The sequence below is a fragment of the Bradyrhizobium jicamae genome (assembly GCF_018130695.1).
In the GTDB taxonomy this organism is placed as follows: domain Bacteria; phylum Pseudomonadota; class Alphaproteobacteria; order Rhizobiales; family Xanthobacteraceae; genus Bradyrhizobium; species Bradyrhizobium jicamae_B.
Genome location: NZ_JAFCJX010000015.1, coordinates 158,968 through 171,225, shown reverse-complemented (window position 1 = coordinate 171,225; position 12,258 = coordinate 158,968). Strand labels below are relative to the sequence as shown.

Here is a 12,258-nt window from a genome sequence, read left to right as displayed (position 1 = left end):
GCCTGCCTGGAAACCGATCTAGTTTTGTAACGTCCCGCTCTCGGACACAACACGCCATGCTGCTGATCGATATCGTTCTGCCGGGCCTCGTGCTGGGGGGCATGTATGCCCTGATCGCGCTTGGTCTCACGCTGCAATATGGCGTCGCGCGGATCATGAACCTGTCCTATGGCGAGTCGCTGATCGCGGCCGCGTTCGGCGCGCTCACTTTATATACCGGCCTCGGCGTCAGCCCGCTGGTGGCGCTGCTGCTCGCGGTGCCCTGCGCGGTGGTGCTGAACTGGCTGCTGTATCGGCTGCTGCTGGCGCGGCTGATGCGGCGCGGCAAGGATCGCGGTGCGCAGGAGATCGACAGCATCCTCGTCACCTTCGGCGTGCTGTTCGCCGTCCAGGGCGTCATGCTGATCGCCTTCGGCGGCCAGTATTACAGCTACAGCTACCTCTCGATTCCCGTCGTCGTCCTTGGCACGACATTGGCGGTGAATCGCCTGGTCGCGCTGCTGTTCGCGGCTGCGATCGGCACCGCGGTTTATCTCCTGCTGACGCGCACGCGGGTCGGCACCGCGGTCCGCGCCATCGCGGTCGATGCCGGCGCCGCGCGGCTGGTCGGCATCGACGTGCCGGCGATGTCCGGCTTTGCCTTTGCCTGCGGCGGCGGGTTGGTCGCGATCGGCGGCGTGCTGGTCAGCATGTTCCTCACCTTCAACGCCTCGATGGGCGTGGTCTTCACCATGAAGGCGCTGGTCGTCGTGATCATGGGCGGTGTCGGCAATGTCTTGGGCGCGCTGGTCGCCGGCCTGATGCTCGGCGTGGTCGAGACCGCGGTGGCGCGGCTGGTCGATCCCGGCCTGACGCTCGCCGCGACCTATGCGCTGTTTCTGGCAGTCCTGCTGATCCGGCCGACCGGCCTGTTCGGGAGGGCCGCCGCGTGAGCAAAGCCATCGCATGCTGTGCGGGGCTCGCGCTTGCCGCGGCTCTCATCGCCTTCCCGCTCTACGTCAACGGCTACTATCTCGCGCTCGGCATCAGCGTGCTCTACTTCACGATCCTGGCGACCGCCTGGGCGATGTTCTCCGGCCCGACCCGTTACATCTCGCTGGCGACCGTCGCCTTCTTCGGCATCGGCGCCTACACGGCCGCTGTCCTTGGCGAGACCTGGTCCTGGCCCGTCGTGCTGCTGGCCGCAGCGGCGATCGGCGCGCTGGTGGCCGCGATCACCGGCCTCTCGACGCTGCGGCTGTCCGGCATCTACTTCGTGATCTTCTCCTTTGGCCTCGCCGAGCTGATCCGCCAGCTCGTGATCTGGTATGAGGTCAACATCCACAAATCGGTTGGCCGCTATCTCTTCAGCGCGGTCACCCAGGACGTGCTCTACTGGCAGCTGCTCGGCCTCACCGCGCTGGTGTTCCTGACCGGCTTCCTGCTCGGACGCTCGCGCTATGGCCTGGCGCTGCGTGCGATCGGCGCCGACGAAACCGCCGCCAGCCATTCCGGCATCGACGCTGTCCGCATCAAGCTCGCGGTGTTCATCCTCAGCGCCGTCTTCATGTCGGTGACCGGTGCGATCATGGCGCCGCGCTGGACCTACATCGATCCGTCGATCGCCTTCAATCCGATGATCTCGTTCCAGGTCGTGATCATGGCGCTGCTCGGCGGCGCCGGCTCGCTGTTCGGTCCAGTGCTCGGCGTGATCCCGCTGGTGCTGCTGTTCGAAGTTCTGACCGCGACTCTGCCGAACCATTTCAGCATCGTGCTCGGCGTGATTTTCGTGCTGATCGTGATGCTGCTGCCGAGGGGCGTGATCGGGCTGATCTCGCCCTGGTCATGGTCGACTCCCGAGGGCGGCGCCAAGGGCACAGCACCGGTTCGCGCGCGGAGCGGGCCATTGCTGCAAGTCGACGGCGCCAGCAAATCCTTCGGCGGCCTGCGCGCCGTCGACAATGTCTCTTTCGAGGTCGCAGCCGGACAGATCGTCGGCATCATCGGCCCGAACGGCTCCGGCAAGACGACGCTGCTCAACCTGCTCTCCGGCGCACTGGCGCCGTCATCGGGCGCGATCCGGTTCGGCGGCACTGTCATCACCGGGCTGAAGCCGTACAGGATCGCCAGACTCGGTCTCGCCCGCACCTTCCAGCTGGTGCGGGTGATGGCCGATCTCACCGTCGCCGAGAATGTGGCGGCAGCCGCCCTGTTCAGCACAGCACCTGCGCGCGCGACCGGCCGCGAGCTGCTCGACCTCGTCGGCCTCGCCCAGATGCACGACACGCCCGCCGGCGAGCTGACCTATATCGACCAGAAGCGGCTGGAGCTTGCCCGTGCGCTCGCGCTCACGCCGCAGCTCGTGCTGCTCGACGAATGGCTCGCCGGTCTCAATCCGAGCGAGCTCGAGACCGGGATCGCGCTGATCGCCAGGCTGCGCGATCGCGGCACGACCATCATCATGGTCGAGCATGTCATGGATGCGATCCGCGCGCTGTGCGGCCATTGCATCGTCATGAACGCCGGCAGCGTGATTGCGCGCGGCGTCCCCGACGAGGTGCTGTCCGACCCCACGGTCGTGACCGCCTATCTCGGAGGCGCCGATGCTTGAGGTCAGGGCGCTCTCCCATTTCTATGGCAAGCATCAGGCGCTCGCCGATGTCGCCCTCGAAATCGCAAGCGGCGAGATCGTCGCGATCCTCGGTGCCAACGGCGCCGGCAAGTCGACGCTGCTCAAGAGCATCGCCGGCCTCGTCACGCCGGCATCCGGCACCAGCATCCGCTTCGAGGGCGCAGACCTGACGCAACTTCCGGCGCATCAGATCGTCGAGCGCGGCATCGCGCTGGTGCCGGAGGGCCGCGGCGTCTTCGGCGAGCTGACGGTCGCCGAAAATCTCCAGCTCGGCGCCTATCCGGCCCGGGCGCGCGCCGGCGAGGCCGAGCGGCTCGCAAAGGTGCTGGCGCTGTTTCCGCGCCTGACTGAACGCATGACCCAGGCGGTGCGGACCATGAGCGGCGGCGAGCAGCAGATGGTCGCGATCGGCCGCGCGCTGATGTCGAACCCGACATTGCTGTTGCTCGACGAGCCCTCGCTCGGACTTTCTCCATTGCTCAGCCGCGAGGTGTTTCGCGCGCTGACGCAGATCCGCGACGGCGGCGTCAGTGTCTTGCTGGTCGAGCAGAACGCGCGCGCCAGCCTCGACATCGCCGACCGGGTCTATCTGATCGAGTCCGGCCGCAACGCGGGCACGGGCTCGGCCGGCGACATGAAGAACAACCCCGACATCCAGCGCGCCTATCTCGGCAAGGCGCGCACTTCGACCACTGCATCACGGCCAACCCCGTAGACCCCATGGAGTCTCCCATGAACGCAATCGATCTCCTCATCGGCGGCAAGGATCAGTCGGCGACCAACCAGCGCACCTTCCAGCGCCGCAATCCGATTAGCGACGAGATCGCGACCATCGTGGCGGCCGCCTCGATCGACGACGCGATGCGCGCCGCCGATGCCGCGGCTGCCGCTTTCCCGGCCTGGTCGCAGCTTGGCCCCTCCGAGCGGCGCAAGCGCCTCAGCGCCGCCGCCGACATCCTGGCGCGCCGCGCCGGCGAGTTCACCGAGCTGATGGTCGCCGAAACCGGCGCCACCGCCGGCTGGGCCGGCTTCAACGTCCATCTCGCCGAGGGCATGCTGCGCGAGGCGGCGGCGATGACCACACAGATTTCCGGCGAGGTGATCCCGACCGACAAGCCCGACAATCTCGCGATGGCGTTCCGCCAGCCGGTCGGCGTCGTGCTCGGCATCGCGCCGTGGAACGCGCCCGTGATCCTCGGCGTGCGCTCGGTTGCGATGCCGCTCGCCTGCGGAAACACGGTGGTGCTGAAGGCCTCGGAGATGAGCCCGGGCGTGCACCGGCTGATCGGCAGCTGCCTCACCGAAGCCGGCCTCGGCGACGGCGTCGTCAATGTCGTGACCAATGCGCCGGAGGACGCGCAGGCCGTGGTCGAGGCGCTGATCGCACATCCGGCGATCCGGCGCGTCAACTTCACCGGCTCGACCCGGGTCGGCCGGCTCATTGCGCTGGCCTGCGCCAAGCATCTGAAGCGCGCGCTGCTCGAGCTTGGCGGCAAGGCGCCGCTGGTCATTCTCGACGATGCCGATCTCGATGCCGCGGTGAACGCAGCCGCCTTCGGCGCCTTCATGAACCAGGGCCAGATCTGCATGTCGACCGAGCGCATCGTGGTCGACGACAAGGTCGCCGACGCCTTCGTGGCGAAGTTTGCGGCCAAGGCGAAAAGCCTGCCTCATGGCGATCCCCGCAAGGGCAATGTGGTGCTGGGCTCGCTGGTGAGCATTGCGGCCGCGGACCGTGTCGGTGGCCTGATCGACGATGCAGTCGCCAAGGGCGCGGTGCTCGCCGCCGGCGGCCGTGGCAAGGGCACCATCATGCCGGCCACCATCGTCGACCGCGTCACGCCGGCGATGCGCATCTATGGCGAGGAAAGCTTCGGTCCGGTCGTCACGGTGGTCCGCGTCAGCGGCGTCGACGAAGCCGTGCGCGTCGCCAACGACACCGAATACGGCCTCTCCTCCGCCGTGTTCGGCCGCGACATCCCGCGTGCGCTCGCGGTCGCCAGGCGCATCGAGGCCGGCATCTGCCACGTCAACGCCCCGACCGTGCATGACGAGCCGCAGATGCCGTTCGGCGGCACCAAGGCCTCCGGCTACGGCCGCTTCGGCGGCAAGGCTGCGATCGACGAATTCACCGAGCTGCGCTGGATCACGGTGCAGACCGGCCCGCGGCACTATCCGTTCTGAGGTTGCGGCCGGCGGGAGGCACCTGACCGCGCCTCCCGCCCACGGCGCTGTGACAAATTCGACACGACGGGCAAATCAGCGAGCCCGTGCAAAACCTGTCAAGCGCCCCTCGCAAAAATAATATTGTTTACACGAACTTCTGATTATAGTAATAACACGTCATCTCACCCTCTGAGGGGCGTTGCGCAACGTCAGGAACGCGGGTCGGGATGCGATGGACGCCGAGCGTGCAATTGACGTGTGTGCGCAAGGTGTACGGTGAAGTCGTGTGGGCCTGCCGCCCCGATGTTGGTGGTAAGTATGCGAGAGGTCCAAAGCCGATCGCTGACGATGGTGGCACAAAAGCAGAGTCTCACCAGGGCGAGCGCGTATAAGCCGTAAAGCCATCGCGCAGGGAAGGCCGGCGTGCCTCCGCTGCTCTGTATGCCCGTGTGCGCCACTTTCTATCCATTGCACATGGGACCGCGGGTGCAGCGTGCACCCGGTCTTCCCTGCGCCCTCACTCAAGAGAGAGGGCGGAACGAGATGGAAAACTCGGGCAGAACGTGTCGCGAGAATGCGGACGCATACCTCAACTGTCGTCGCCCGCGCATGCGGGCGATCCAGTACGCCGCGGCTTCTCGATTCAAGCGCAGCCGTCTCTGGAATACTGGATCACCCGCATGCGCGGGTGATGACGTCGGATGGGCTGTTTGACTGTGTGAATTGGGATCGTGGCTTGCCGAGCCGTAGCTCGCGGACACAAGCCCGCCTTCGCCCGTCGGGCTTCGGCGTGGCAGCCTTCGCACGCTTCGCGAGCGAAGGCTGGTGGGCGCGACAGGGATCGAACCTGTGACCCCTACCATGTCAAGGTAGTGCTCTCCCGCTGAGCTACGCGCCCGAATGTCCAGATCGGTGGGGTCCCTATAACGGACCCCGGCGGGGCAGGCAAGGACGCAAAGTCCTAATTTATGGGCCGAATCAGGCCGCCAGCATCTTGTTCACTTCGCTGACCAATTCCCTGAGGTGAACCGGCTTGGCCAGCACCTTGGCGTTCTTGGGCGCCTCCGAATCGGAATTCAGGGCCACCGCCGCGAAGCCGGTGATGAACATGATCTTGATGTCAGGGTCGAGTTCCGAGGCGCGGCGGGCCAGCTCGATGCCGTCCATCTCGGGCATCACGATGTCGGTCAGCAGCATCTCGAACGGCTCCTCGCGCAGCCGCTGATAGGCCGACATGCCGTTGTCGTGCGGCGAGACCTTGAATCCGGCGTTTTCCAGCGCCTTGACCAGGAAGCGGCGCATGTCGTTGTCGTCTTCGGCGAGGAGGATTTTTGGCATGGCAGGACGAGTCGAATCCGGCTGGAGGATCAGTGAAGCACACTAAGCCCGACAGACGGTAAATTTCGGGTGAAGGTTGGCGGTCAGCGTCGGCCGCGAGCGTGGCCTATTTGTGGACCCGCGGCGGCTTGAAATCAACGCCTGCCGGATCGACGGGCTGCGGCATTTGTTGTTCTTAAGACGCGTTCCAGCGCGCCGCCCACTCTTTTCGCTTGGCAGCGGCCCCGCGATTACGGACAATGCCCGCCCATAAAACCTCCGCTTTTCCGGCAGAATCTTTTTTCTGAGAGGTGGAGGCGGATCAAAGGGACGGCGCCAAGGGAATGACCGAGTTTGAGGGCGAATTGTCGCCTCCGTTCGAGATCGTGGAGCCCTCGAGCTGGCGGGCGCCGATCATCTTCAACTCCCCGCATTCCGGCTCGGTCTATCCGGCGGAGTTCGTGAACGCGTCGCGAATCGATCTCGCCGCGCTGCGACGCTCCGAAGATTCCTTCATGGACGAGCTGATCTCAGGTCTCGCTGTCAGCGGCTTCCCGACCGTGCGCGTCAACTTCCCGCGCTCCTATGTCGACGTGAACCGCGAGCCCTATGAGCTCGATCCCAGGATGTTCACCGGGCGGCTGCCGAGTTTTGCCAACACCCGCTCGATGCGCGTCGCCGGCGGTCTCGGCACCATTCCGCGCGTGGTCGGCGACGGCCAGGAGATCTATCGCGAGCGACTCAATGTCGAGGAAGCGCTCTCCCGCATCGAGGTGCTCTACAAGCCCTATCATCGCGCGCTGCGCCGGCTGATCAACAAGGCGCATCAGGCGTTCGGCACCGTGATCCTGGTCGACTGCCATTCGATGCCGTCGGTCGGCGTCAGCAGAGACGAGCCGCGGCGCCCCGACGTGGTGATCGGCGACCGCTACGGCACGAGCTGCGCGCCGCTGCTGCCCGACCTGGTCGAGCAGACGCTGGGCTCGCTCGGCTATTCGACCGGACGCAACAAGCCCTATGCCGGCGGCTTCATCACCGAGCATTACGGCAATCCGGCCAGCGGCCTGCACACCGTGCAGATCGAGCTCAACCGCGCCGTTTACATGGATGAGCGCCGCCGGGAGCGCGGACCGCGCTTCGCGCAAGTCGCCGCCGATTTCGCCGTGCTGGCGGAGGCGCTGGCGAAAGTTCCGCTTGGCGATCTCGGGCCGTTCCAGGCCGCCGCAGAGTAAAGCCGCTTCCGATCGCGGGCGTGTCGCCGGCGCGTGCAGGTTCCGAAATGATTCCGAGTTCATCACGCGTCCGCGCGCTGTGAGCACGGATTCATCGCACCCAGGAAAAGAGCGCCCAAAAGAAAAAAGGGCCGCTTGAATGACAAGCGGCCCAAGTCTAGGGAGGAAACGCCCAAGGAGGGCAGCGATAGCGCGAGGCGCTACCGCACCGCAACAATATGCGGCCGCGCTGCACAAAACGCAAGAACTTTCGAAAGGTATGAGGCATAATCTTTAGTGGACTAACGAATATGCCCGAACCGGCCAGATATAGAATTCAGAAGAAAATTCAGTTACTTGCGACGGAAAGACAGCTGCCCGGCACAAATTGCATAGCCCGTATACCGGAACTCGCGGGTTCGTGAACGGCCTTGAGGCGCGAAAGCGAAGCCAAAGCGAAAGTCCAAGCGCGAGTTGGCGCGGGATAACGCTCCGTTAATCGTGCGCCGTGCATCGGATTGAGCTAGGCAAGAGTGACAAGCGGAATGCTGCGCGTCCAAAGACCCCCGAAGGAACTGCCGTGACGGTCATCGATTTCACCGCCTTCATCGGCCGGCTCGCCACCGCTTCCGGCGAAACCATTCTGCCGTTCTTCCGCACCTCGCTGTCGATCGACAACAAGAGCGCCAGCGACTTCGATCCGGTCACCGAGGCCGATCGCGCGGCCGAAGCGGTGATGCGGCGGCTGATCAAGGCGAACTTCCCTCAGCACGGCATCGTCGGCGAGGAGTTCGGCAATGAGCGCGAGGACGCCGACTACGTCTGGGTGCTCGATCCGATCGACGGCACCAAATCCTTCATCGCGGGCTTTCCGATCTGGGGCACGCTGATCGCGCTCTTGCACAAGGGCACGCCGGTGTTCGGCATGATGCACCAGCCCTATATCGGCGAGCGCTTCCTGGGCGACAGCGGCTCGGCGACTTACGCCGGCCCGACCGGCGCGCGGAAGCTGACGGTGCGGCGCTGCTCGTCGCTGAAGGAGGCGACGGCCTACACCACGAGCCCGCTGCTGATGAAAGAGGATGATCGCGCCCGCTTCCAGCGGATCGAGGGCGCGGCCAAGCTGACCCGCTATGGCGGCGATTGCTACTCCTACTGCATGCTCGCGGCTGGCCATCTCGACCTCGTTGTCGAGACCGAGCTGAAGGCCTACGACATCGCAGCCCTGATCCCGATCGTCACCGGCGCCGGCGGCATCGTCACCACCTGGGACGGCAAGCCGGCACAAAAGGGCGGCCGCATCATCGCCGCCGGCGATCCCCGCGTGCATGAAGCGGCGATGAAGCTGCTCAACGCGTAACAATTTCACTGTTGCCGAACGCCTCCTCTGCCCTCATCCTGACGCCAACGAGAAAAGTCAGGGAGGCGCTGCGAATGCGGATGGGCTGCAGACTGTTGGCAGGGGTCCTGCTGGGCCTGATACCGAGCCTGGCTCTCGCGCAGGATTTCCCGACCAAACCGATCAAGCTGATCGTGCCCTTCCCCGCCGGCGGCCCCAACGACATCGTCGCCCGCATCGTCGGGCAGAAGATGTCGGAACTGATGAAGCAGCCAATCGTGATCGACAATCGCGGCGGCCAGGGCGGCACGCTCGGCACCGACGCGGTCGCGAAGGCCAATCCCGACGGCTACACGATCGGCATCGTCAATGCCGGCGCGCTTGCGATCAACCAGAGCATGGAGAAGATCCCCTACGACGCGCTGAAGGATTTTGCGCCGGTCACGCTCTGCGTCACCGTACCCGAGATGCTCGTCGTCACCAGCAACGTGCCGGCCAGGAACATGACCGAGCTGGTCGCGCTCGCCAAGGCGCAACCGGGGAAACTCAACTTCGCCTCGACCGGCCCCGGCAGCCTGCCGCACCTCGCCGGCGAGTTGTTCAAGCTCACCGCGAAGGTCGACATCGTCCACGTGCCCTATCGCGGCGCTGCGCCCGCGGTGAACGACCTGCTCGGGCAACAGGTCGAGATGACCTTCCTCGACCTGCCGGCGATCCTGCCGCATGTCAGAAGCGGCGCGCTGCGGCCGATCGCGCTCGGCGCGCCGGAACGTGCGGCGACCGCGCCCGACGTGCCGACCACGGCCGAGCTCGGCATGCCCGACGTCCGTGCCGAGAACTGGTACGGCATGATCGCTCCAGCCGCGACGCCGCCGGCCGTCATCGCCACGCTGAACAAGGCCGCAGCGACGGCGCTCGCCGATGCGGGCGTCAAATCAAAGCTCGCCGAGCAGGGCATGACCCCGGTCGGCGATACGCCCGATCACTTCCGCGCCTTCATCGCCGGCGAGACGGCGAAATGGGCCAAGGTGATCAAGGATTCCGGCATCGCGACGACGAAGTAGCGTCAGCGCTGAACTTCAGCGCGCAGATAATCCACCAGCTGCTTCGCCGGCCGCGGCAGCGCCTTGAAACTGCGGGCGCAGATGGTGAGCCGGCGATTGGCCCAGCCGTCGCGGATCCGGATCGCGACGATCGGCATCGATCGCGCGCATCGGCGTGCCGCGGTCTCCGGCACGACGGCAACGCCGACATCGGCCGCGACCATCTGGCAGATCGCATCGAAATCGCGCAGGCGAGCGCGGAAACGCAGGCGGGCGCCGAGCTTGGCGGCGTGGCGGGAGATGTGAACCTGCAGCGCGGTCGAGGCCGTGAGCCCGACGAAATCGCGCCCGACCACCTCCTGGAAGTCGATCTGGCGGCGATTGCCGAGATCGCTGCGCTTCGCGGCCACCAGGGTCAGCCGGTCCTCGCTGAACAGAAAGCGCTCGACACTGTCGGGCAGCGCGTGCTCGGCGGCGAAGCCGAGATCGGCGGCACCGCTGGCGATCGCGGCCGCGATATCGGCGCTCTCGCGCTCCTCGACGTCGACATTGATGTCGGGATGCGCGTGCAGGAAGGCGGCGAGCGCGCGCGGCAGATGCTCCGACAGCCCCGAGGTGTTGGCGAGCAGCAGCACGCTGGCGCGAACGCCGGTGGCATAGGCCGACAGATCGCCCTGCAGCGCCTCGACATTGTGGATCACGATGCGGGCGTGATCGAGCAGGCTCTCGCCGGCCGCGGTCAATTCGACGCCGCGGCGGCCGCGTTTCAGGAGCGCGACGCCGAGCGCGTCCTCGAGCCCCTTGATGCGCTCGCTGGCGGAGGCCAGCGCCATGTTGGCGCGCTGCGCGCCTTGCGTGATGCTGCGCGCGTCCGCCACCGCGATGAACAGCTGCAAATCGACCAGATCAAACCGCATGTCCGCTTTCTGCCTACGGAGGAACCGAAGGCTCGCTCCGTAACCTCCAGATTGTGCCGATCCGCTCCTTCGGTCAATGTGCTGACATGATCGACCACATGCTGATCCTGATCGCCTTCGCCTTCCTGCTCGCCGGCTTCGTCAAGGGCACGCTGGGGCTCGGGCTGCCGACCGTCTCGATGGGCCTGCTCGCGGTCACCATGCCGCCGGGCCAGGCGATCGCGATCGTGATCGTGCCGGCGATCGTCACCAACATCTGGCAGACCTTCGTCGGCCCGTATCTGCGCGACATCGTCAAGCGGCTGTGGCCGTTGATGCTCGGCACCGTCGTCGGCATCTGGCTCAATGCGGGACTGCTGACCGGTCCCTATGCGCCCTACGGCACCGTGGTGCTCGGCGCGCTGCTCGTGATCTACGCCGTCGTGGGCTTAAGCAAGTTCAGCTTCAAGGTCGCGCGGCGCGACGAGAAGTGGATCGGCGGCATCGTCGGCGTTCTCACCGGACTGATCTCGGCCGCGACCGGTGTGCAGGTGATTCCCTCGATGCCCTTCATGCAGGCGATCGGGATGGAGAAGGACGAGTTGGTGCAGGCACTCGGCGTGTTCTTCACCACCGCAACCGTCGCACTCGCCTTCAACCTGACGAGCTCGGGCCTGCTGACGGCCGCAACCGCGCTCCCGGGCGCGGTCGCGATGGTGGCGTCGTTCGTCGGCATGTTCATCGGCCAGTCGGTGCGATCGCGGATGCAGCCCGAGGTATTCCGCCGCTGGTTCCTGATCGCGATGATCCTGCTCGGCCTCTACCTCGCCGGCAGCGCGCTGCTGAAATTGCACGGTTAGCTTTTTGGTTTTGACGCGTTTTCTTCACGCGAACCGGAAGCCACTTCGCTCGAAAACGCTATTGTCAGCGCGCTTCGAGCAGCGCGACGCGGATACCGAGATAGACGAACAGGCCGCCGAGCGTCCGGTTAATCCATGCGATGGCATTGCCGGAGTTGCGGATGCGGCTGGCGGCGCGGGCGGCAAACGCTGCCACACCGAGGCACCACAGCGTGCCGTTGAAGATGAAGATCAGCCCGAGCAGCAAAAACGCCGCCGTCTTGTGCGGCGAATCGGCGGCGACGAATTGCGGCAGGAAGGCGAGGAAGAACAGCGCCACCTTCGGATTGAGGATGTTGGTGAGCGCGCCCTGCCAGAACACCCGCGAGATCGAGGTCTCGCCACGCTGACTAGCGGCATCCGCGATCGGCTGCGTGCGCGACAGCAGCATCTGCAACCCCGTGATCACGAGATAGGCCGCGCCGACCAGCTTGACGACGGTAAAAGCCGCCGACGACGCCATCAACAGCGCCGACAGGCCGATCGCCGCGCCAAACACATGCACCAGGCAGCCGCAGCAGATCCCGATCGCGGCGGCCGCGCCGCCCCGCCAGCCGAGCTGGACGCTGCGGCCGATGATGTAGGCGGTATCCGGACCCGGCGTGATGTTGAGCAGCAGACCGGAGAGGGCGAACAGCCAGAGTTCATGGATGCCGAGCATGGGGCGCCATTAGCACAGGGAATCACCAGCCGGAACGGCTTTCCGGCCACGCTGCGCCATGCCGGCGACATATCAATTCATTAGTATCCCGGCGGATAAGATCATTCGCCGCAGG

At 65.8% G+C, this 12,258-nt stretch carries 11 protein-coding genes and 1 tRNA gene; 8 read left to right on the top strand and 4 right to left on the bottom strand.

Features of this window, described 5'->3' with window-relative positions:
• Positions 1-56 precede the first annotated feature (56 nt).
• From JQ604_RS22795 to JQ604_RS22780, 4 genes are read left to right on the top strand one after another with little or no spacing between them, the layout of a single operon-like run.
• Entirely contained in the window at positions 57-932 is an 876-nt protein-coding gene (locus JQ604_RS22795; protein WP_212362037.1) for a branched-chain amino acid ABC transporter permease, read from the top strand.
• Positions 929-2,590, top strand: coding sequence for a branched-chain amino acid ABC transporter ATP-binding protein/permease (locus tag JQ604_RS22790; protein WP_349631132.1), 1,662 nt, complete (start codon positions 929-931; stop codon positions 2,588-2,590). Before JQ604_RS22795 ends, JQ604_RS22790 begins: the two co-directional genes overlap by 4 nt.
• Positions 2,583-3,326: an ABC transporter ATP-binding protein gene (locus JQ604_RS22785; RefSeq protein ID WP_212362036.1), complete on the top strand. Its 744-nt coding sequence runs from the start codon at positions 2,583-2,585 to the stop codon at positions 3,324-3,326. The genes JQ604_RS22790 and JQ604_RS22785 overlap by 8 nt, the downstream gene beginning before the upstream one ends.
• A gap of 17 nt (positions 3,327-3,343) precedes the next feature.
• A complete protein-coding gene (locus JQ604_RS22780) occupies positions 3,344-4,795 on the top strand; it encodes an aldehyde dehydrogenase (RefSeq protein ID WP_212362033.1) in 1,452 nt (483 codons plus the stop codon).
• Positions 4,796-5,600: 805 nt separating this feature from the next.
• Here the strand turns inward: JQ604_RS22780 and JQ604_RS22775 are convergent.
• Positions 5,601-5,675, bottom strand: a tRNA-Val gene (locus JQ604_RS22775).
• An 80-nt stretch (positions 5,676-5,755) separates the two neighbouring features.
• On the bottom strand, positions 5,756-6,115 hold the full coding sequence (gene cpdR, locus JQ604_RS22770) for a cell cycle two-component system response regulator CpdR (RefSeq protein ID WP_044539148.1): 360 nt from the start codon (positions 6,113-6,115) through the stop codon (positions 5,756-5,758).
• Between the two features lie 323 nt (positions 6,116-6,438).
• Between cpdR and JQ604_RS22765 the strand changes: the two genes are divergently transcribed.
• The 3 genes from JQ604_RS22765 to JQ604_RS22755 all read left to right on the top strand — a co-directional run bounded on the left by JQ604_RS22765 (position 6,439) and on the right by JQ604_RS22755 (position 9,708).
• Entirely contained in the window at positions 6,439-7,326 is an 888-nt protein-coding gene (locus tag JQ604_RS22765) for an N-formylglutamate amidohydrolase (protein WP_212362029.1), read from the top strand.
• A 559-nt stretch (positions 7,327-7,885) separates the two neighbouring features.
• Entirely contained in the window at positions 7,886-8,665 is a 780-nt protein-coding gene (gene hisN / locus JQ604_RS22760) for a histidinol-phosphatase (RefSeq protein WP_212362025.1), read from the top strand.
• A gap of 74 nt (positions 8,666-8,739) precedes the next feature.
• Positions 8,740-9,708 carry a Bug family tripartite tricarboxylate transporter substrate binding protein gene (locus JQ604_RS22755; RefSeq protein ID WP_212362020.1) on the top strand — a complete coding sequence of 323 codons (969 nt, stop codon included), beginning with the start codon at positions 8,740-8,742 and terminating at the stop codon, positions 9,706-9,708.
• A 2-nt stretch (positions 9,709-9,710) separates the two neighbouring features.
• Here JQ604_RS22755 and JQ604_RS22750 read toward each other — a convergent pair whose 3' ends face one another.
• Positions 9,711-10,604: a LysR family transcriptional regulator gene (locus JQ604_RS22750; protein ID WP_212362017.1), complete on the bottom strand. Its 894-nt coding sequence runs from the start codon at positions 10,602-10,604 to the stop codon at positions 9,711-9,713.
• Between the two features lie 86 nt (positions 10,605-10,690).
• Here JQ604_RS22750 and JQ604_RS22745 point away from each other — a divergent pair, with 86 nt between their 5' ends.
• Positions 10,691-11,443, top strand: a complete 753-nt coding sequence (locus JQ604_RS22745; protein WP_212362014.1) for a sulfite exporter TauE/SafE family protein — start codon at positions 10,691-10,693, stop codon at positions 11,441-11,443.
• Between the two features lie 64 nt (positions 11,444-11,507).
• Here JQ604_RS22745 and JQ604_RS22740 read toward each other — a convergent pair whose 3' ends face one another.
• Entirely contained in the window at positions 11,508-12,143 is a 636-nt protein-coding gene (locus JQ604_RS22740; protein ID WP_212362011.1) for a LysE family translocator, read from the bottom strand.
• Positions 12,144-12,258: the final 115 nt, after the last annotated feature.

What these genes read in the sequence shown, in the direction of transcription:
- JQ604_RS22780 (WP_212362033.1), top strand. Translation starts at nt 3,344, where the DNA reads ATGAACGCAATCGATCTCCTCATCGGCGGCAAGGATCAGTCGGCGACC.
- JQ604_RS22765 (WP_212362029.1), top strand. Translation starts at nt 6,439, where the DNA reads ATGACCGAGTTTGAGGGCGAATTGTCGCCTCCGTTCGAGATCGTGGAG.
- JQ604_RS22755 (WP_212362020.1), top strand. Translation starts at nt 8,740, where the DNA reads ATGCGGATGGGCTGCAGACTGTTGGCAGGGGTCCTGCTGGGCCTGATA.
- JQ604_RS22745 (WP_212362014.1), top strand. Translation starts at nt 10,691, where the DNA reads ATGATCGACCACATGCTGATCCTGATCGCCTTCGCCTTCCTGCTCGCC.
- JQ604_RS22740 (WP_212362011.1), bottom strand. Translation starts at nt 12,143, where the DNA reads ATGCTCGGCATCCATGAACTCTGGCTGTTCGCCCTCTCCGGTCTGCTG.
- JQ604_RS22750 (WP_212362017.1), bottom strand. Translation starts at nt 10,604, where the DNA reads ATGCGGTTTGATCTGGTCGATTTGCAGCTGTTCATCGCGGTGGCGGAC.
- cpdR (WP_044539148.1), bottom strand. Translation starts at nt 6,115, where the DNA reads ATGCCAAAAATCCTCCTCGCCGAAGACGACAACGACATGCGCCGCTTC.
- JQ604_RS22795 (WP_212362037.1), top strand. Translation starts at nt 57, where the DNA reads ATGCTGCTGATCGATATCGTTCTGCCGGGCCTCGTGCTGGGGGGCATG.
- JQ604_RS22785 (WP_212362036.1), top strand. Translation starts at nt 2,583, where the DNA reads ATGCTTGAGGTCAGGGCGCTCTCCCATTTCTATGGCAAGCATCAGGCG.